Raw genomic sequence first — 18,189 nt, forward strand, 5'->3', positions numbered from 1 at the left:
ATGCGCTCGATACTGACCCTCATCGCACTGCTCGCCCTGCTGGCAGGATGCAGCGAGACCGCTTCGGGAGTGACGGTGGAATTCGACGAGAACCTCGAAAAGGCGATCGGCGAGCTGGCCCGCTCGGACGACTCCAGACAACTCAAAGAGTTGGCACCCGGCGATTGGACCTCAGTGCGCGTCCTCACCGGGCCCGCAACCGGCACGCGGATCGAGCAGGAGTTGGGTCGGCCCGTCGAACTGGACGGCGACGGCACCTACGACGGCGATTACGTCCAGGACGGCAACCTGCTGGTGTTCCAGCGTGGTGGCGAGACCGTGCGGATGGTCAGCCTCGGTCAACTCGCCGCGCTCGCCGACGGCGAGTACCGCGCGGACGTGGTCCTGCAAGCGCGCGATGGCGCCATAACCATGACCGGCCCGGACGGGCACCCCGCAGGCCGCTGACCCCGTCAGAACGAACCGCGTCCAACAACCGCCAATCCATGCCAACTGCGGCGAAGTGCAGCCTACAAGCTGAGCCTCGCTCCGCCTGATCTGGATGTGTTGCCGTGCAAGGGGCGTCGACCACAAATCGGCGGTGGTCGGCGAGCCGGCGCCCGGACATGGCGAAGCCCCTGGTAGCAGAACTCTCGACCAAAATCGTCCAGCACACTCAGGGGCTTCACGTGCTGTTCTACCGCGCCGCGCTGCCGTTGAGCGTTATTCAGTTCGGTGTGGGTTCGTATAGGACAACAGCTCCGTTCCGGTAGGATCGTTTTCCTCTCACAGAACACGACCACCGGGCGGAGCTGTTGCGTTACGAGTCTACAACCGGGCTGTCCCAGGAGCTGATCCGGGAGTTGGTGGCCAGGATCGCGCAGGTCCTGCCGCCGCGCCGGGGGCGACCACCGCTGCCGGGGGTCTACCGCAGCGTGCTGCTGACGCTGATCGCGCTGCGCACGAACATGCCCCAGACGGTGCTCGCGGACCTGTTCGGCATCAGTCAGCCCACCGTCCCCCGCGTGCTGCGCCGGTTCCTGCCGCTGATCGGCCAGGTGCTGTGCCTGCACACCCCACCGGTTCCCGAGGTGCTGCGCGGGCGACCGGCGCTGGTCGACGGAACCCTGGTCCCCACCGGCAACCGCGCCGGGCAGCGGGGCAACTATTCCGGCAAACGCCGCCGCCAGGGATTGTCGATCCAGGTCCTGTCCGACACCGACGGCGCGCTGTTGGCGGTGTCGACGCCCTGCCGGGGCGGCACCCACGACCGCACCGCCCTGGCCGAGACCGGCTGGGAGACCCTGCTCGAAGGCACCCCCACCCCGGGCGACCACGCCTACCGCGGCACCACCGTCATCGTCCCCACCCGCCGCGCCCACGGCGGCGGCGAGCACTCGCCCACCGACCGCAACGCCAACCGCGAACACTCCGCCCTGCGCGGCGTAGCCGATGCACCGTTGACTCCGGAGCTGACCTTGGGTGAACCACCGGTCGTGGGGCTTCAGGAGACGGCTCGGTGCCGTGGCGTGTGCTGGTCAGAGCGACCCGGCCTTGGACGTTCGACCGCCCACCCGCACGGCAGGGGCGGAGGTGAACCGGACGTCGGTGCCCTCCCCCGTCACCGTGACCGACACCCGCTCCCCTGCCGGTACCTGCTCGACCCCGAGGGGCAGCTGGTAACTCCAGCCGCGCACCTCCACGTCGTCAACCGCGGCGAACCTGAGGTGGAACCGGATCCAGTCGTGCTCGGGCGGCGCCTCCCACGTCCGGCGGGCGGCCTCGTCCAGCGGCCCTTCGAAGGACGCGGTGATCGCTTGGTCGCGTTCGTCCCAGTGCAGGGCGTAGAGCGCGAACGCCGACAGGTCAGATGTGCTCATGGTAGGTGTCGATCTCCGGTCCGGGGACGGCCGCGTACAGCCGCTGGTCCAGCTTGCTCGCGAACTCGTGCGGCCCGTCGCCCACCGCGTCCGGGGGTGAGTTGTGGGTGCTGATCCTGCCGAAGCGGAACTGTTCGGCGCACGTCAGCGTCAGGCGCAGCGACTCACCGGTCACCGACACGGCCGGCCTCGCCCTCGGCCGTTCCTCGAACTCGATCGAGACGGTGGCGGGCAGCGTGGCACCGGACAGCCGGACGTCCTCGACCGCCAGGAAACCCAGGTGCGCCTGCACGCGGCTGTGGCCGGGCACGTCCGAGGCGACCGGCAGGTCGACGCGCAGCGTGCAGCCTGGCCCGCGGCGCTCGAAACGGATCGATCGCAGGACCAGGCCGGTGAAGTCCGGTCCCTGTGGGTAGAACCGGGCCAGCAGCTTGGCGTCATCGGGCAGGAGTCGGTCTGCCCAGCTCGGGGTTGTGATAGTAGTGCTCCTGCGCTCCGGGGACCTGGCCGTTGCGGGTGTTCTCGTAGGGTCGCACTGGACGTGCGGGGGCTGGTCGCCGACTCCACCCTCATCGAACTGGTGACCGGTGTAGTGGTCCTGGAACACGATCAGCTCGTCCCGGTTGTTGAGGTAGATCTCCTCGGGGAAGTAGACGGGCTGGTAGTCCTCGTCCAGGATCTGCCTGCCGCTCGGCGTGGTGGACGGCACCATGCGGCTGTCGAGGGGCTCGGAACCCGGCGGGACGCCGGCGTCGGCGAGGGCCTGCTGCTTGGCCTCGTCACCGCTGACGTCGCAGCCCTGCAGGCCGAGCGGGTCGATCTGCCGGGTGGGGCTGGGCACGTAGGCGCCGGGCTCGACCGACGGCACGAGTCCCAGCGGGTCGGGTGGGGCGTACCGGCCGGTTTCCGGGTCGTAGTAGCGGAAGTGGTTGTAGTGCCAGCCGGTCTCCGGCCTGCCGCATCGACTCGTACCGCGCGGCCTTCTCCTCGGCGTTGCGCTCCCAGTCATCGACCAGGCGCTGCACGTTGGCCAACGGATCGGTCATCGGCTCCCGCTCCCGCGACGTGGAAATCGCGCCACGCTATCCCGTGTGGGACGGCGCCTGAGGCGGCTTCGTTCCCGAGGTGTCGGTTCGGACGATCCGATCAGAGTGCCACCGGTTGCCTTGCCCAGCCCCGGGTGCCGAAGGTGGCCGCGGCGCGGTAGCCCTGGATGCCGGCGGCCGGGTAGTCGATGAGCCGGTCGGGCAGGTTGTCGAGGGGGAACCAGCAGACCGCGGAGCACTTGTCGGGTTCACGGTTGGTCGGGGTGCCGGTCCAGCGGCGGGCTTCGAAGAAGAGACCGAGGCGGGGTTCGGGGCCCGAGCCGTTGACGTGGAGGGTGTGGACCAGGCGCAGGTCGGTGGCGTCGAGTCGGACGCCGACTTCTTCCTCGGCTTCGCGGACGGCGGCGTCGAGGACCGACTCCCCCGCGTCGAGCTTGCCGGAGGGCAGGTGCCACAGGCCGTCGAAGAGCGCATTGGTGTCACGGCGGCGGGTGAGCAGGACGTCGTCGTCGCGGACGAGGAGGACGTGGACGTCGATCAGGTGACGGTCGGCCATGGGTCCTCGTCGGTTGCTCACGCGGTTCGGGACCCGGCGCAGCTTACGCGGTGCGTGGTTCGCCGGGCGGACCGGCCGACAATTGCGCAATTCGTTGGGTGATCGTGCTGACGACCTGCTCTGTTGTGCTTTTCGTCGTATCGATTGCGAGTATCGGGTAGTTGAGTCGGGCCAGGCGGTGGGCGGTGTCCGCGTACAGCTCGGCTTCCGTCCGGCTGGTGGTGATGCCGGCTTCGAAGCGGCTGTGCGCGCCGCGCTCGTGAATGCGTCGGGCGGTGACTTCCGGGTCGGCGGTGAGGATGACGGCGAGGTCGGGGATGTCGGTGGCGGCGTTGAGGGCTTCGATGAAGTCGATCAGCACGCCGTCCATGCGTTGCAGCACGTAGGAGGAGGCGACGTAGCGGTCGCACAGCACGATCCTGCCCGCGGCGAGTTGTGGGCGGATTTCGGCGGCCAGGTGGTGGTAGCGGTCGGCTGCCACCAGGCAGGCCAGGGCGTGTCCGGAGTAGGTGTCGGTGCCGTGGCGGGCGATCTCGCCGAGTTGGTCGCGGGACGGCTCGGTGGTGGTGTGGGCGGTGTAGCCCTGGTTGGTGAGTCGATGGTGCAGGTGGCGGGTGATGGTGCTCTTGCCCGCGCCGCCCGAGCCGTCGATGCTCACGAAGAGCCCGCGGTGGCCGGTCATGCCGCTGCGGCTTTCCGTGCGTGCTGTTCACGAGTCAGGGCGACGAGTTGGGCTCGGACGTGGTCGATCGGCGCTTCGGAGAGTTGGAGGTTGACCGAGAAGTTGAACTCGTCGCGTTCGCGCAGGGACTCGTCGACTCCGGCGTCGGTGAGGTCGACCGCGCTGTAGTCGAGCAACTGGCCGGCGGTGTAGCGGCCGATGGCCAGGAGGCGGTGCCAGTCGGGTGTGCCGGGGTAGGGGCGGTATTCGAAGGCCGAGGCGCGGAACCGCCCCGGCAGCGGATCGGTGCGGTCCCACAGGTCGCGTACCAGGAGGACGGTGGCCGCGATCTCGGCCGGGGTTTCGGTGGGGAAGCCGAGGATGAAGTAGCCCTTGACGTCGATGCCACGTTCGGTCAGGCGACGAACGACGGTTTTGGTCATGTCGGGGTCGATGCGCTTGTCGATCAACGTGAGCATGCGTTCGCTGCCCGACTCGATGCCCAGCGCCACTTCGCGCAGGCCGTTGCAGGCGAGGGTGTCCAAGGTGGTGTCGCTCGCGCGGTGCAGGACGTTGATCCGGCCGGTGGCGTCCCAGACGGCCCAATCACCGACGCGCTCGGTGGTGAATGCGCTCATCATGTGGTCGATGACCCGTCGTGCGCCGAGGAACAGGTCGTCGACGAACCGGAACGCGGTCACGCCGGTGTCTCGCAGCCGGTGCATCTCGGCGATGATGTTGTGCGGGTCGCGGGTGCGGATGGTGATGTCCGGGTTGGCCGAGACCGCCGCTCCGCAGAACGAGCAGTCGTAGGGGCAGCCGCGGGCGCCGACCATGTTGGCCTCCCACCGGCCTGCCTCGTGGTGCGGGTCCTGGGCCAGGTAGCGGCGGTCGACGAAGGGCAGCGCGTCGACGTCCGGTGCGAGGTGGTGGGAGTTGCCGGGGATGCCGCCGGTGACCGGGGTCTTCAGGATGGGGTCCAGCCACATGACGCCGGGCAGCTCGGTGCGCGATCGGCGGTCGGCCGGCAGGGCGGCCACTCGTGTCTCGCCTTCGCCGAGGACGAGGGCTTCGCAGCGGGACATGCGGGGGTCGGTGAGGATCTCGACGGGCATCGCCTTGGCTTGGTGACCGCCCAGCATGACCTTGATTCCCGTGCCCCGACCGTCTCGGCCTTGGCTCCGAGCAGGGCGAAGATCGCCGACATCGGGATGAGCTGGCTGCCGTAGGGCAGGAACCGGGTGTCGAAGATGTGCTGCGAGTACAAGAACCGGGCGGCCGACTTGAGGCCGTCGGTCACGGCGAACGCCCACTTGCGGTACTCCGGCAAGGTGAGGGTGAGCATGTCGGCGCGCCGACAGCCGATGCGCGGGGCGGCGACCTCGTCCCGACCGGCTTCCACGGCGGCCCGGTGGCGCTCGTGCGTGGCCGGCAGCGTCACCGCCTGGAGAAAGTCGGTGTTGGCGACCTCGGAGAGGATCCGGTACTGCTGCCGGCTCACTGCGCCTCGCGGAACAGCGACTGGTGGAGCGAGGTCAACCGCTGCTGACCGTCCAGGATCAGCCGGTCGGGCGCGGCACTGGCGCAGGGCCCCTTCGACCGACCTGGTCTTGAAGCGGACGTCACCGCCCTGCTTCGACATCATCACGGTGCCCGCCGGGTAACCCAGCGAGATCGAGGCGATCAGGCCGGCGATGGTGCGATCGGGCCACACCCAGCCGCGCTGGAACTCGGGGAGCTGCGCTTCACCCCTGTCCACCTGGGTGAGCAGGTCCTTCAGGACCGGACCATCCTGGGCCATTGCACCGGTGCCGAACATTGACAGCGGTCACGGCGACTGAAAAGTCCCCAGGCAGATCCACCAGCCGGGCCAGTGGGACTTGGAGCACACACCTGACAACATTTCGTGCGGAGCGACCGCCTGCTCCGACTCGGCCGCCACAAACCACAGCGGGTCCAAAAGCAAGACCGCCCGCCACCTGCGTCACAGCAGGTCAGCGGGCGGATCCGGTCATAACATTCACTTGTGGAGCTGAGGGGACTCGAACCCCTGACCCTCACACTGCCAGTGTGATGCGCTACCAGCTGCGCCACAGCCCCGTGCAGTCACGTTCCCCGGTGGTTACCCGCCGTTCCCGTGTGGCAATACCGTACAGCACCGGCCCCGCTGGATGGAAATCGGGGGTACCCCGAGCACGTTCCGGCTGCTAGACCGGGGTGCATGGGTGGCTTGCCGTTGGTCGACCCGGATGCCGAGGGCGTCCGGCCGGAGGTTCGTCGGGGTGTCCAGGAGCGCCGGCTGCGGGGGCTGGTGGGGCGGTTGTTGGCTGCCGGTGGGGTGCAGGCGGAGCGGTTGCGGGCGGTCGGGGTCGAGGACGGGCGGGAGGTGTCGCTCTCGGAGTTGTGGCGGTTGCCGTTCGTGACCAAGCAGGACCTGTGGGAGCACTACCCGACGGGCTTCCAGGTCGACGACCGGATCGTGTGCGTCCACGGCTCGTCCGGTACCGGCGGGCGGCCCACCCTGGTGTCCTACACGGCGCACGACGTCGACGTCTGGGCCTCGGTGATGGCCCGCGCGCTCGGCGGGGCGGGCGCCACCTCCAAGAGCCGCATCCACAACGCGTACGGGTACGGGTTGTTCACCGGCGGGCTGGGCGTGCACCACGGCGGTATGCGGTTGGGGGCCGCGGTGGTGCCACTGTCGGGCGGGATGACCGAGCGGCAGGTCCGCCTGATCGCCGACCTCCGCCCGGACGTCCTGTGCTGCACGCCTTCCTACGCCGTCCACCTCGGTGAAGCGCTGCGGCGCAGCGGGGTCGAGCCCGCCTTCCGGGTCGGGGTGTTCGGCGCCGAGCCGTGGACCGACGGGATGCGCGAGCAGCTCCAGGGGCTGCTGGGCCTCCGGGCGCTGGACATCTACGGGCTCTCCGAGGTCATCGGGCCCGGTGTGGCGTGCGAGTCGCTCGACTCCGAGGGGATGCTCAACGTCGCCGAGGACCACTTCCTGGTGGAGGCCGTCGACGAGGAGGGCCGACCGGTGCCCGACGGCACGCCGGGCGAGCTGGTGTTCACCACGGTGACCAAGACCGGCATGCCGCTGCTGCGCTACCGCAGCGGTGACGTGGCGACGTTGGCCCCGCCCGTGCCGGACAGCCCGCGCACGCTGCGCCGGATGAGCAAGGTGCTGGGGCGCCGGGACGACATGCTGGTCGTGCGCGGGGTCAACGTGTTCCCCACCGAGATCGAGGCCGTGCTGCTCGCCGACCCGAGGGTCGGCCCGCACTACCTGGTCGTCGAGGACCGCCGGGCGCGCCCCGAGCTGTGGGCGGTGGTCGAGAGCACCCACGGCGAGGCGCTGCGCCAGGACCTCGTGGCGGCCCTGCGCGAACGCCTGGGCATCGCGTGCCGGGTCGTCGTCGCGCCCGTCGGGACCGTGCCCCGCGCCGAGACCGGCAAGGCCCGGCGGCTGGTCCGCTGGGACGCGGGCCGGCCGCCGGTCGCGGGGCTGGGGTGAGGGTTACCCGACCAGCTTCTTCAGCCAGTCGGCGTCGCGCAGGTCGACCTTCTGGTCGCCGACGGCCACCGTCGGCGTGCCCTCGAAGTAGGAGGTGCCGCGGGCCTTGTCCATCTCCGCCTGCGCCTCCTTCTCGTGGGCGCCGCTCTCGACGCACGTCTTGAACTCGTCGCCGGTGATGCCCAGGTCGGTCCCGAGCTTCACCAGCTCCTGCTTGGTGTAGCCGGGGCCGCCCTCCTCGGGCTGCTTGGCGAACAGCGCCTCGTGGAGCTCCCAGAACTTGCCCTGGTCCGCGGCGCACAGCGCGGCGTTGGCGGAGTCGCGCGAGTAGCCCTCGGGTTCGGACATCCGCACCAGGAACGGCAGCGCGTGGTAGCGCACGCGCAGCGTGCCCTTTTCGATCTCGTGCTTGATCTGGTCGCCGTAGATCTTCTTGAACTGCCCGCACGCCGGGCACAGGAAGTCCTCGTAGACGTCGATCGTCGCCTTGGCGCCGTCCTTGCCGACGACGACGACCCCGCCCTCGCGCGTGATCGGAGCGGCCACGCCGGCCACGTCCGTCGGCGGGGTGAGCGAGCCGCTCGCGGAGTCGGACTTGGTCCAGATCACGCCGCCGATCACGACCAGCGCCAGCACGATGACGACGACGACGCCGACGACCACCTTGGTCCGGTCGCCCTTGGCGCCGCGCGCCGCGGCCACCGCCCTCGCCGCCTGCTGTTCCTGCTTCTTCTTCCGAGCGTTGCGCTCCGCGCCACCCACGTCGCCGATTCCTTCCCGGTCACCTGCGGGCGCAGGCTACCGAGAGATGCTGAGCGGAACCTGAGCGCTCACGCGTCCGGCTGACGCGGTCGACCGGCGAGCCGCTCCCCGGTGGGCACCTCGGGACCCTCGTCCAGGCAGCCCGACTCGCTCGCGACCCCTTCCGCGACGTGCGACGACGGCTCCTTCGGCAGGGTCTCGGGCGCGACCGCCCAGAACACCAGGGCCAACACCATCATCGCACCCGTCAGGGTGAACGCCGCGCTGTAGGACACGTGGTCGACCAGCACGCCGGCCAGCAGCGGCCCGATGATCGCGCCGCAGTCGGCGACCATCTGGAACGCCGCGAGCACCGGCCCGCCCTTGGCCTTGGCGCCGATGACGTCCGCGACGACGGCGTTCTGCGGCGGGTTGAGCAGGCCCGCGCCGATGCCCGCGACCAGGGACGCCGCCATGAACATCGGCACGTCGGTGGTGAAGCCCAGCCAGATGGTCCCGACCGCCGACACGGCGAGCCCGGACATCGCCATCGGCTTGCGCCCGATGCTGTCGGACAGCTTGCCGGAGATCATCAGCACGGCCGCGTTGCCCAGCGCGAACACCGACAGCGAGAGGCCCGCCAGGGCGGGTCCGCCGCGCAGCGCCTCCACGACGAACAGCGGCACCAGCGAGATCCGCACGCCGAACACGGCCCAGCCGTTGGCGAACCCGGACGCCAGCGCCGCCCGGTAGGCGGGCGACCCGAGGGCCTGGGTGACGCTCAGCGCCGCCTGCGGCGCGCTCGTGTCCAGCGCGGTGAGCGTGGACCGGCGCAGGAACCACCAGACGACGAGCGCGGCGAGCACCAGCGCGGCGGCGTAGGTGACGAACGGCACGCGGATGGAGATCTCGGCGAGGGCCGCGCCGACGATCGGCCCGGCGATGTTGCCCAGCAGGAAGCCCGTCGCCCACAGCCCGGACGCCCGCCCGCGCATGGGCGGCGGCGTGATCCGGATGAGCAGGCCCACGGCGGCGACGGTGAACATGGTGGAGCCCACGCCGGCGAACGACCGGAAGACGATCAGCTGCCAGTACGCGGTGGCGAAGCCGCACGCGCCGGTGCCCAGGGCCACGATGAGGATGCCGACGATGTAGGTCCGGGTCTCCCCGAACCGGCTGACCAACCGCCCGCTCACCGGCGCGAACAGCAGCCTGACCAGCGCGAAGGCGCTGACGACGGCGGACACGGCGAAGGTGCCGACGTCGAAGCCCTTGGCGTAGGCCGGCAGCACGGGCGCGACGATGCCGAAGCCGATGGCGATGATGAAACTGGCCACCACCAGCACCCAGACCTCGCCGGGCAGCCGGGGCTTGGACCGCACGTCGTTCCCCGGCACAGCGCCCTCCGATCTCCGTTAGCTGTGCTAAGGATATGCGGTGGGGCAACCGGGGGTTCAACCGAGCAGCTCGTCCACCCTGCGTGCGTACGCCGTCACGGGGTACGCCGCCTCGAACCCGCACCTGTCCGCGAACCGCTCGCCGGCCCCGCCCTCGGCGACGTGCGCGGCCACCAGCTGCGCCCCGAGGTCGCGCAGCGCCGCCACCGCGCCGTCCACCAACGCCGACCCGACGCCGCGCCGCCGCCGCGCGGGGCGCACCACGACGTGCTCGAGCAGCCCCACCCCGCGCTCGGCGAACCCGGCGGCGAACCCGCCCAGCCGGTCGCCGTCGTCCACCGCGACGAACGCGCAGCGCGGGTCGTCCAGCCGCTGCCCGAGGTGGCGGGCCAGGCGCGCCGGGTCCGCGCCCAGGTCGTCGGCCAGCAGCGCGGCCATGCCGTCGAGGTCCGCGTCCGCGGCGGCCCGCACCGCCGAGCCCCGGACCGGGCCCCGGTGCACGACGGCGAGCGACTCCTCCACGGCGTACCAGCCGGCGTCGTCCGCGATGCCCTCGATCTCGGCGACCGTCGTCGGCGACGCGTACACCACCGCCTCCGCGCGCCCCGCGTCGGCGAAGGTCCGCTCCAGCCGCAGCAGCGCGCCCGCGACCTCCGCCGACGAGCCGTCCAGCGCGCAGGCGTGGTTGCCCAGCGGCAGCGGGTCGTCCCGGTTCACCACGACGTGGGCGCACCCGACCCGCCCGACCTTGCCGTACCGGACCGCGCCGGAGGCCAGCCGGGCCGCCTCCACCAGGCCGGCCAGCTCGCGGGCGCGGTACGGGTCGAGCAGTTCGGGGTCGTCGGGGTCGCGCAGCGGGTCAACCACCCGACCAGCCTCGCACGCCGTGCCCCCGCCGGCGCGGCCCGCGTCCGGCGATCGCCGGGCCGGGGTCCACACTGCCCACCGTGGAACTGCCGATCGCGGGGGTGCTGGACGAACTGGTGCGCACGCTGGCGGCGCACGGCTCGGCGGTGCTCGTCGCGCCGCCGGGCACCGGCAAGACGACCCTCGTGCCGCTCGCCCTGGAGGGCCGCGTCGTGGTCGCCGAACCCCGCCGCGTCGCCGCCCGCGCCGCCGCCGCGCGGATGGCGAGCCTGCTGGGCGAACCGGTGGGCCGCACCGTCGGCTACGCGGTGCGCGGCGACCGCCGGACGTCCCGGGACACCCGCGTCGAGGTGGTGACCTCGGGGCTGCTGGTGCGGCGGCTGCAGCGCGACCCCGAGCTCGCCGGCGTCGGCACCGTGCTGCTCGACGAGTGCCACGAGCGGCACCTGGACGCGGACCTCCTGCTCGCCCTGCTGCTCGACGCGCGCGCCGGGCTGCGGCCGGACCTGCGGCTGCTGGCGACCTCGGCGACCGTCGCGGCCGACCGCCTGGCGGTGCTGCTCGGCGACGCCCCGGTGATCCGGGTGGACGCCCGGACCCACCCGGTCGAGGTGGCGCACGTGCCGCCCGCGCGGTCCGAGCGCGTCGAGGCGACCGCCGTGCGGGCGGTCCGCCGCGCGCTGTCCGAAGTGGACGGCGACGTGCTGGTGTTCCTGCCCGGCGTCGCGGAGATCCGGCGCTGCGCGGCCCAGCTGGGCGGGGTGGACGTGGTGCCGCTGCACGGCCGGCTCGCCGCCGGCGCGCAGGACTCGGCGCTGGAGCCCGGCCCGCGGCGGCGGGTCGTGCTGGCCACCGCGATCGCGGAGTCGAGCCTGACGGTGCCCGGGGTGCGGGCGGTGGTCGACTCGGGGCTGTCCCGCGTGCCGCGCGTGGACCACCGGCGCGGGCTGGCCGGGCTGGCGACGGTGCGGGTGAGCGCGGCGGTGGCCGACCAGCGCGCCGGCCGCGCCGGGCGGGAGGCCCCCGGCCGGGTGTACCGGTGCTGGCCCGAGCACGAGCACGGCACGCTGCCCCGCTACCCCGAGCCGGAGATCCGCACCGCCGACCTGACCCGGCTGGCGCTGGAGCTGGCCTGCTGGGGCGTGCCCTCGGGCGAGGGCCTGAGCTGGTGGGACGCCCCGCCGCCGGGCGCGCTGGCGGCGGGGCGCGCCGTGCTGGCGGCGCTGGGCGCGCTCGACGGCGACGGCGGCGCGACCGACCGCGGTCGCCGGATGGCCGGCCTGGGCCTGCACCCGCGGCTGGCCCGGGCGCTGCTGGACGGCGCCGCGCTGGTCGGCGCGCGCACGGCGGCCGAGGTCGTGGCCGTGCTGGACGACGAGCGCTCCGGCGACGGCGTGGAGCTGTCCTCGCGCCGCGCCGACCCGCGCGAGGTGCGGCGGTTGGCGGCGCTGGTCGACGGCCCCGGTCCGGCGACCCCGCCCGCCGACGCCGGGGCGCTGGTCGTCGCGCTGGCCCACCCGGAGCGCCTGGCGCGCAGGCGGTCGCCGGGCTCGTCGACCTACCTGATGGCCGGCGGCACGGCCGTCGAGCTGCCGCCGGGCAGCGGCCTGGCCGACGCGCGGTGGCTGGCGGTCGCCGTCGCGGACCGGGAGCCCGGCCGCAGCCACGGCCGCGTCCGCCTGGCCGCCCGCGCCACCGAGGAGCTGGCCCGCCAGGCCGCGCCCGCCCTGCTCACCGAGGAGGACGACGTCCGGTGGGACGGCGACGTGGTCGCCGAGCGCGTCCGCAGGCTGGGCGCGATCACGCTGTCGGCCACGCCGCTGCGCACCCCCTCGGCGCTCCGGGCGGCGCTGCTGGCCGGGCTGCGCGCCGAGGGCCTGCACCTGCTGCGCTGGGACGCCGACGGCGTCCGCACCCGCGAGCGCATGGCGTTCCTGCACCGCGCGCTGGGCGACCCGTGGCCCGCCGTGGACGACGAGGCCCTGCTCGCCGTGATCGACCTCGGCGACGCGCGCCGGCGCGCCGACCTGGCGAGGATCAGCGGCGGGCAGGTGACCCGGCTGCTGCTGCCCTGGCCCGCCGCCGCGCGGTTCGACGCGCTCGCGCCCGACCGGCTGGAGGTGCCCTCGGGCTCCCGCGTCCGGGTCGACTACTCGGGCCCGGAGCCGGTCCTGCCGGTGAAGGTGCAGGAGGTCTTCGGGTGGACCGACACGCCCAGGGTGGCCGACGGACGCGTGCCGGTGGTGCTGCACCTGCTCTCCCCCGCCGGCCGCCCGACCGCCGTGACCGGGGACCTGGCGTCGTTCTGGCGCACCGGCTACCCGCGGGTGCGGGCCGAGCTGCGCGGCCGGTACCCGAAGCACCGCTGGCCGGAGGACCCGCTGACCGCGCCGCCCGCCCGCCGCTGACCGGGCGCACCCGATCGGGCGCATCGCGAAACCGGCTCGGCCCGCTGGTGCGGGCCGGGCCGGTCGGGTGGTGGAGGTGCCGGGAATCGAACCCGGGTCCTCTGCCGCTTCATCAAGGCTTCTCCGTGCGCAGTCCGCTGTGCCTCTGCTCGGCCCCGGCGATCACGCGGACAAGTCGCCGTGGCGGGCCCAGTCACTGTGAGTGTCCCTAGCGCTCCCCGTGACCGGGAACGAAGGTCAGCCCCCTAGCTGATGCCAGCATCCGGAGCGGAGGCACCTCCGGGCTGACAGCTCACTCTCCTAGCCTCAGGCGGCGAGGGAGTAAGCGGCCTGGTCGTTAGACTCGGCGCTTATTGGTTTGCGATGACGCTTGCGGTGGTCTCTCGCCTGCACCGGCACGCTTCCCTTGAATCAACGCACAAAGTCGAAACCGTTCACCCCCTGGTCCGGGTACTGCGTCCGCCCATCATAACGCGTCCGGGCCCCCGGCTCATTCCCGATACCGCGCGCGGACGCCGGTAGGGCTGTCCCCACCCCGCGAACGGCGGACGACCTGATGGTTCCCGCCCGGGGGACGGGCGATGCTGGTCGCGTACATCGGGTGCGAAGGTGGGGAACATGACTGTGCGGGACATCCCGGGCATCGCGCGGACCAGCGGGTACTTCCTGCTCAACCTGGTCACCGGGCTCTTCTGGTTCAGCCTGCTGGTGCCGCTGCTCGTGGTCAGCATCGGCACGATGGTGGTGTGGGTCGGCTTCCCGCTGCTGGTGCTGACGCTGGTGCTGGCCCGGGGCGCGGCGACCGCCGAGCGGGCGTGGCTGCGCGCGACGCTGGGGGTGGACATCCCCCGCCCGTACCGGCCGCTGCCGGCGGGCCCGCCGCTCCAGCGGGCGAAGGCGCTGGTCACCGACCCGGCGACGTGGCGCGACTTCGGCTACTGGCTGCTGATGCTGCCGCTGGGCATGGTGGAGTTCACACTGGCCGTCGGCCTGTGGTCGGCCGTGCTGGGCCTGGCGCTCTTCCCCTTCTACTTCCAGTGGCTGCCCGCCGACCTCGAGGTCACGGTCGGCAGCGCGGTGTGGCCGGTGGACTCGATGGCCGACGCCCTGCCCCTCACCGTCGCCGGCATCCTGCTCGGCCTGGTCTCCCTCCCCCTGTTCCGGGCCCTGGGCCGGGGCCACGCGGCGCTGGCGCGCGCCGTCCTCGGGCCGTCCCGGACGAGCCTGCTGGAGGCCAGGGCCGACCACCTCAGCGCCAGCCGGGCGCGGGGCGTGGAAGCCGCGGAGGCCGAGCGCCGGCGCATCGAGCGCGACCTGCACGACGGCGCCCAGCAGCGCCTGGTCGCGGTCGCCATGGGCCTGGGCCGGGCGCGCGGCAAGCTGGACAGCGACCCGGACGGCGCGGCCGAGCTGATCGCCGAGGCGCACGCCGACGCCAAGCTCGCCATCTCGGAGCTGCGCGACCTCGCCCGCGGCATCTACCCGTCGGTGCTGGGCGACCGGGGCCTGGACGCGGCCCTGTCGTCGCTGGCCGCCAGGTGCCCGATCCCGGTGGACGTCTCGGTGGACGTCGAGCCGCGCCCGTCGACGGCCGTGGAGAGCACCGCGTACTTCACCGTCGCCGAGGCGCTGACCAACATCGCCAAGCACTCGGGCGCCACGCGGGCGCAGGTGCGGGTGGCGCGGACGGGGAACTCGGTGGTGGTCGAGGTGACCGACGACGGCCGCGGCGGCGCGGAGGTGCGCCCGGGAGGTGGCCTGGCGGGCCTGGCGGACCGGGCTGCGACCATTGACGGCGTGGTCGTGGTGGTCAGCCCCGCCGGGGGGCCGACCGTGATCCGGACGGAGCTGCCGTGCGCGTGGTCATAGCCGAGGACTCGGTGCTGCTCAGGGTGGGCGTGCAACGCCTGCTCGCCGACGAGGGCATCGAGACCGCGGCGGCGGTGGAGGACGGCGAGGCCCTGCTCGCCGCCGTCGACGAGCACCGGCCGGACCTGGCCATCGTCGACGTGCGGATGCCGCCGACGTTCACCGACGAGGGCCTGCGGGCGGCGATCGCGGCGCGCAAGCGGATCCCGGACCTGCCGGTCCTCGTGCTGTCGCAGTACGTGGAGGAGCGCTACGCCGTCGAACTGCTGGCGGGCGGGGCGAACGGCGTCGGCTACCTGCTCAAGGAGCGGGTGGCCGACGTCTCGGAGTTCGTGGCGGCGGTCCGCCGCGTCGCCGCGGGCGGCACCAGCATCGACCACGAGGTCATCACCCAGCTGATGGTGCGCAGCAAGCGCAACCCGGTCGACTCCCTGACCCAGCGCGAGCGCGAGGTCCTGGGGCTGATGGCGGAGGGCCTGTCCAACACGGCCATCGCCAGGTCCCTGGTCGTCTCCGACGGCGCGGTGGAGAAGCACGTGGGCAACATCTTCGCGAAGCTCGGCCTGGAGCCGAGCACCTCGGAGCACCGCCGGGTGCGCGCCGTCCTGGCCTTCCTGAACCTGGGCTGACCCCGCCCCGGTCGGGTCGCGCGCGAGGACGCCGACCGGGCTGCGCCGGGGGGGCTCCGCGCGAAGGGGCAGGCCCGCGCGGTGGCGGCGGCGGTCGACGCGCTGGGCCGGGGGGCTCCGCGCGAAGGGGCAGGCCGCTCGTAGCCCGAGTACGGCTCGACCTTGCGCGAGCGGGCCCCGCGCGGGGCTTCGCGCGTAGGGGCAGGCCGCCCTCGACCGGGTGACGTGCGGGACTCTGCGCCCTCTCGGGACGGGCCGGCGCGTGGCCTCCGGCCCCCGGCACCAGTATCCCACGTCACACCGACACCCCGGCGCGCGAAAGCTGAGAGCCCCCTCGGACGCCGCAGCGGCGCCGGCCTGGGCGAAAGCCCCGGCCGACGCCGCGCACCGGCTCGGCGGAACCTCAGTAACGGCCCTTCAGCGCACGCCCGTGCGCCTTCTGGATCTCCCGCTGGGCGTCCCGCTTGGCGATGTCCTGCCGCTTGTCGTAAGCCTTCTTGCCGCGCGCCAGCGCCAGCTCGACCTTGACGTACCCGTCCTTGAAGTACATCTGCAGCGGGATCAGCGACAGACCGCTCTCCTTGGTCTTGCCGATCAACCGCTCGATCTCCTTGCGGTGCAGCAGGAGCTTGCGCTTGCGGCGCACCTCGTGGTTGGTCCACGTCCCGGCGACGTACTCCGGGATGTGCAGCGCGTGCAGCCAGACCTCGCCGTCGTCGACCTGGCCGAACGCGTCCACCAGCGACGCCCGGCCCATGCGCAGGCTCTTGACCTCCGTGCCGACGAGCACGACACCCGCTTCGAAGGTGTCCAGGATGGTGTAGTCGTGCCGAGCCTTGCGGTTCGACGCGATCACCTTCTGACCGCGTTCCTTGACCATGTCGAAAACCTTACGTGAGCACGCCAGTCCTTATGCGGCGGCGAGTCACAGCCGAACGTAGAGCCGCAGCGTCACGTAGCCGGTCAGCGCGGAGATGAAGACCGCCACGCCGAGCAGGATCGGCGAGATGATCACGACGTCCAGCATCCCCATCGGCGGCAGGATCTGCGAGGTGAACAGGTCCCCGGAGACCTTGGTCGCGCCGAACACCATCAGCGCCAGGCCGCCCACGCCGACGATCGCGCCGATGACGCCGGCGACCACCGCCTCGATGAGGAACGGCAGCTGGGTGTACCAGCGGGTGGCGCCCACCAGGCGCATGATGCCCACCTCGGTGCGCCGCGTGAACGCCGACACCTGGATGGTGTTGGAGATCAGCAGCAGCGCCGCCAGCGCCTGGACCAGCGCCAGCACGAGCACCATGTTGCGCAGCCCGTTGAACACGTCCAGCAGCCGGCTCAGGAACTCGCCCTGGTCGTTGACCGCCTTCACGCCGGCCTTGCCGGAGAACGCCTGCACGATCACGCCCGCCCGCTCCGGGTTCTCCAGCTTCACCCGGAACGTGGCGGGGATGGCCTCGGGCCGCGCGAGCTTCACCAGCTCGGGCTGGGCCTCGAAGATCTGCTTGAACCGCTCGAAGCCCTTCTCGCGGTTCTCGTAGACGACCGCGTCCACCCCGGACGTCGCCTCCAGCGCGTTGCGCAGGCCCGCGCACGGCTGCTGCGCGCAGTCCTTGTCGCTCGCGCTGACGTCGTTGGTGAGCAGGACCGACACCTCGAGCTTGCTCTGGTAGTTGTCCTGCATCTTGTCGACCATGCGGACGATGAGCAGACCACCGCCGAGCAGGCCGAGCGAGATCGCGGTCGTGAGGATCATCGCGATGGTCATCGTGACGTTCCGGCGCAGGCCGGTGACGACCTCGCTGAACACGAAGCTGGTACGCATCGGGGGGAACGTTCCTCAGGGGTCGGGGGTTGAGGGTGGTCTCTAGCGGCCCACGCCGTAAACACCCCGCGCGTCGTCGCGGATGATGCGGCCGTGGTCCAGCTCGACCACACGGCGGCGCATGGAGTCGACGATGGAGTGGTCGTGGGTGGCCATCAGCACGGTCGTGCCGGTGCGGTTGATCCGCTCCAGCAACAGCATGATGTCCTGACTGGTGTCGGGGTCCAGGTTGCCGGTCGGCTCGTCGGCGAGCAGCACCAGCGGCCGGTTGACGAACGCGCGGGCGATCGCCACCCGCTGCTGCTCGCCGCCGGACAGCTCGTGCGGCATCCGGTCGGCCTTGCCGTCCAGGCCGACCAGCTGGAGCACCTCCGGGACCACCTTGACGATGGTGTTCCGCGGCTTGCCGATGACCTCCAGCGCGAACGCCACGTTCTCGGCGACCGTCTTGTTGGTGAGCAGCCGGAAGTCCTGGAACACGCAGCCGATGGACTGGCGCAGGCGGGGGACCCGGCGCCGGGACATCTTGGCCACGTCGAAGTTCGACACGTACACACGACCCTTGCTCGGCACTTCCTCGCGGAGCAGAAGTCGTAGGAACGTGGATTTTCCGGACCCGGACGGTCCGATCAGGAACACGAACTCACCCTTGTCCATCTCGACCGAGACGTTGTCGAGCGCGGGGCGCGTGGAGGTCTTGTAGACCTTGGACACGTGTTCGAGGCGAATCACGACGGGGGAGTCTACCCGTGAGCCGGGTAAAGCCTCCGCTTCGCCCGTCCGGCGGCGGGGAAACGGGGGCTTTACCGATCCGGGA

At 72.1% G+C, this 18,189-nt stretch carries 17 protein-coding genes, 1 tRNA gene, 1 other RNA gene and 1 pseudogene; 6 read left to right on the forward strand and 14 right to left on the reverse strand.

Annotated elements, in window-relative coordinates; genetic code table 11:
* Together JOE68_RS10415 and JOE68_RS32435 are read left to right on the forward strand one after the other, a co-directional pair.
* A complete protein-coding gene (locus JOE68_RS10415; protein ID WP_239562201.1) occupies positions 1 to 447 on the forward strand; it encodes a hypothetical protein in 447 nt (148 codons plus the stop codon).
* 467 nt (positions 448 to 914) lie between these two features.
* Positions 915 to 1,418 (forward strand): annotated as a pseudogene (locus JOE68_RS32435) (transposase); the annotation flags it as partial.
* 99 nt (positions 1,419 to 1,517) lie between these two features.
* Here JOE68_RS32435 and JOE68_RS31075 read toward each other — a convergent pair.
* The 7 genes from JOE68_RS31075 to JOE68_RS10440 form a co-directional block, all read right to left on the reverse strand.
* A complete protein-coding gene (locus JOE68_RS31075; RefSeq protein WP_239562202.1) occupies positions 1,518 to 1,859 on the reverse strand; it encodes a hypothetical protein in 342 nt (113 codons plus the stop codon).
* Entirely contained in the window at positions 1,846 to 2,868 is a 1,023-nt protein-coding gene (locus JOE68_RS31080; protein ID WP_239562203.1) for an RHS repeat-associated core domain-containing protein, read from the reverse strand. The genes JOE68_RS31075 and JOE68_RS31080 overlap by 14 nt, the downstream gene beginning before the upstream one ends.
* Positions 2,869 to 3,005: 137 nt before the next feature.
* Positions 3,006 to 3,461, reverse strand: a complete 456-nt coding sequence (locus JOE68_RS10425) for an NUDIX hydrolase (RefSeq protein WP_204842107.1) — start codon at positions 3,459 to 3,461, stop codon at positions 3,006 to 3,008.
* 43 nt (positions 3,462 to 3,504) lie between these two features.
* On the reverse strand, positions 3,505 to 4,119 hold the full coding sequence (tmk, locus tag JOE68_RS10430) for a dTMP kinase (RefSeq protein ID WP_307819620.1): 615 nt from the start codon (positions 4,117 to 4,119) through the stop codon (positions 3,505 to 3,507).
* Positions 4,120 to 4,139: 20 nt separating this feature from the next.
* On the reverse strand, positions 4,140 to 5,207 hold the full coding sequence (locus tag JOE68_RS10435) for a B12-binding domain-containing radical SAM protein (RefSeq protein WP_307820027.1): 1,068 nt from the start codon (positions 5,205 to 5,207) through the stop codon (positions 4,140 to 4,142).
* Positions 5,090 to 5,941, reverse strand: a complete 852-nt coding sequence (locus JOE68_RS31085) for a DUF262 domain-containing protein (RefSeq protein ID WP_239562204.1) — start codon at positions 5,939 to 5,941, stop codon at positions 5,090 to 5,092. Before JOE68_RS31085 ends, JOE68_RS10435 begins: the two co-directional genes overlap by 118 nt.
* A 208-nt stretch (positions 5,942 to 6,149) precedes the next feature.
* Positions 6,150 to 6,222 (reverse strand) — tRNA-Ala (locus JOE68_RS10440).
* A gap of 121 nt (positions 6,223 to 6,343) precedes the next feature.
* Here JOE68_RS10440 and JOE68_RS10445 point away from each other — a divergent pair.
* On the forward strand, positions 6,344 to 7,636 hold the full coding sequence (locus tag JOE68_RS10445; protein ID WP_204842113.1) for a phenylacetate--CoA ligase family protein: 1,293 nt from the start codon (positions 6,344 to 6,346) through the stop codon (positions 7,634 to 7,636).
* A 3-nt stretch (positions 7,637 to 7,639) separates the two neighbouring features.
* Here JOE68_RS10445 and JOE68_RS10450 read toward each other — a convergent pair whose 3' ends face one another.
* From JOE68_RS10450 to JOE68_RS10460, 3 genes are all read right to left on the reverse strand, one after another.
* Entirely contained in the window at positions 7,640 to 8,398 is a 759-nt protein-coding gene (locus tag JOE68_RS10450) for a DsbA family protein (RefSeq protein WP_204842114.1), read from the reverse strand.
* Positions 8,399 to 8,466: 68 nt separating this feature from the next.
* Entirely contained in the window at positions 8,467 to 9,774 is a 1,308-nt protein-coding gene (locus JOE68_RS10455) for an MFS transporter (RefSeq protein WP_204842116.1), read from the reverse strand.
* Between the two features lie 57 nt (positions 9,775 to 9,831).
* Positions 9,832 to 10,641 (reverse strand): GNAT family N-acetyltransferase, encoded by an 810-nt coding sequence (locus JOE68_RS10460; RefSeq protein ID WP_204846032.1) that lies wholly within the window; start codon positions 10,639 to 10,641, stop codon positions 9,832 to 9,834.
* 80 nt (positions 10,642 to 10,721) lie between these two features.
* On the opposite strand from JOE68_RS10460, the gene hrpB reads away from it, so the two are divergent.
* Positions 10,722 to 13,049, forward strand: coding sequence for an ATP-dependent helicase HrpB (gene hrpB / locus JOE68_RS10465; RefSeq protein WP_372443283.1), 2,328 nt, complete (start codon positions 10,722 to 10,724; stop codon positions 13,047 to 13,049).
* A 68-nt stretch (positions 13,050 to 13,117) separates the two neighbouring features.
* Here the strand turns inward: hrpB and ssrA are convergent.
* Positions 13,118 to 13,491, reverse strand: a transfer-messenger RNA (tmRNA) gene (gene ssrA / locus JOE68_RS10470).
* Between the two features lie 176 nt (positions 13,492 to 13,667).
* Between ssrA and JOE68_RS10475 the strand changes: the two genes are divergently transcribed.
* Both JOE68_RS10475 and JOE68_RS10480 read left to right on the forward strand, forming a co-directional pair.
* A complete protein-coding gene (locus JOE68_RS10475; RefSeq protein WP_204842117.1) occupies positions 13,668 to 14,918 on the forward strand; it encodes a sensor histidine kinase in 1,251 nt (416 codons plus the stop codon).
* The gene (locus JOE68_RS10480; protein ID WP_204842119.1) at positions 14,903 to 15,547 is read left to right on the forward strand and encodes a response regulator transcription factor; all 645 of its coding nucleotides are present in this window, start codon (positions 14,903 to 14,905) and stop codon (positions 15,545 to 15,547) included. The genes JOE68_RS10475 and JOE68_RS10480 overlap by 16 nt, the downstream gene beginning before the upstream one ends.
* 403 nt (positions 15,548 to 15,950) lie before the next feature.
* Here the strand turns inward: JOE68_RS10480 and smpB are convergent, their stop codons facing one another.
* Genes smpB through ftsE form a run of 3 tightly spaced genes read right to left on the reverse strand, consistent with a single transcriptional unit; the run spans position 15,951 to position 18,104 of the window.
* Positions 15,951 to 16,427: an SsrA-binding protein SmpB gene (gene smpB / locus JOE68_RS10485; RefSeq protein ID WP_204842121.1), complete on the reverse strand. Its 477-nt coding sequence runs from the start codon at positions 16,425 to 16,427 to the stop codon at positions 15,951 to 15,953.
* 45 nt (positions 16,428 to 16,472) lie between these two features.
* Complete coding sequence (ftsX, locus tag JOE68_RS10490) at positions 16,473 to 17,372, reverse strand: permease-like cell division protein FtsX (RefSeq protein WP_204842123.1); 900 nt, start codon at positions 17,370 to 17,372, stop codon at positions 16,473 to 16,475.
* A 42-nt stretch (positions 17,373 to 17,414) separates the two neighbouring features.
* Positions 17,415 to 18,104 carry a cell division ATP-binding protein FtsE gene (gene ftsE / locus JOE68_RS10495; RefSeq protein WP_121002587.1) on the reverse strand — a complete coding sequence of 230 codons (690 nt, stop codon included), beginning with the start codon at positions 18,102 to 18,104 and terminating at the stop codon, positions 17,415 to 17,417.
* Positions 18,105 to 18,189 lie beyond the last annotated feature (85 nt).

Origin of the sequence: Saccharothrix algeriensis (assembly GCF_016907655.1) — a bacterium.
Taxonomy (GTDB): Bacteria; Actinomycetota; Actinomycetes; order Mycobacteriales; family Pseudonocardiaceae; genus Actinosynnema; species Actinosynnema algeriense.

Bases quoted from the DNA above. Each gene is read 5' to 3' on its own strand.
- JOE68_RS31080 (WP_239562203.1), bottom strand. From the start codon at position 2,868: ATGACTGGGAGCGCAACGCCGAGGAGAAGGCCGCGCGGTACGAGTCGA.
- JOE68_RS31075 (WP_239562202.1), bottom strand. From the start codon at position 1,859: ATGAGCACATCTGACCTGTCGGCGTTCGCGCTCTACGCCCTGCACTGG.
- JOE68_RS10445 (WP_204842113.1), top strand. From the start codon at position 6,344: ATGGGTGGCTTGCCGTTGGTCGACCCGGATGCCGAGGGCGTCCGGCCG.
- JOE68_RS10435 (WP_307820027.1), bottom strand. From the start codon at position 5,207: ATGTCCCGCTGCGAAGCCCTCGTCCTCGGCGAAGGCGAGACACGAGTG.
- JOE68_RS10475 (WP_204842117.1), top strand. From the start codon at position 13,668: ATGACTGTGCGGGACATCCCGGGCATCGCGCGGACCAGCGGGTACTTC.
- JOE68_RS10425 (WP_204842107.1), bottom strand. From the start codon at position 3,461: ATGGCCGACCGTCACCTGATCGACGTCCACGTCCTCCTCGTCCGCGAC.
- JOE68_RS10415 (WP_239562201.1), top strand. From the start codon at position 1: ATGCGCTCGATACTGACCCTCATCGCACTGCTCGCCCTGCTGGCAGGA.
- smpB (WP_204842121.1), bottom strand. From the start codon at position 16,427: ATGGTCAAGGAACGCGGTCAGAAGGTGATCGCGTCGAACCGCAAGGCT.
- JOE68_RS31085 (WP_239562204.1), bottom strand. From the start codon at position 5,941: ATGTTCGGCACCGGTGCAATGGCCCAGGATGGTCCGGTCCTGAAGGAC.
- ftsX (WP_204842123.1), bottom strand. From the start codon at position 17,372: ATGCGTACCAGCTTCGTGTTCAGCGAGGTCGTCACCGGCCTGCGCCGG.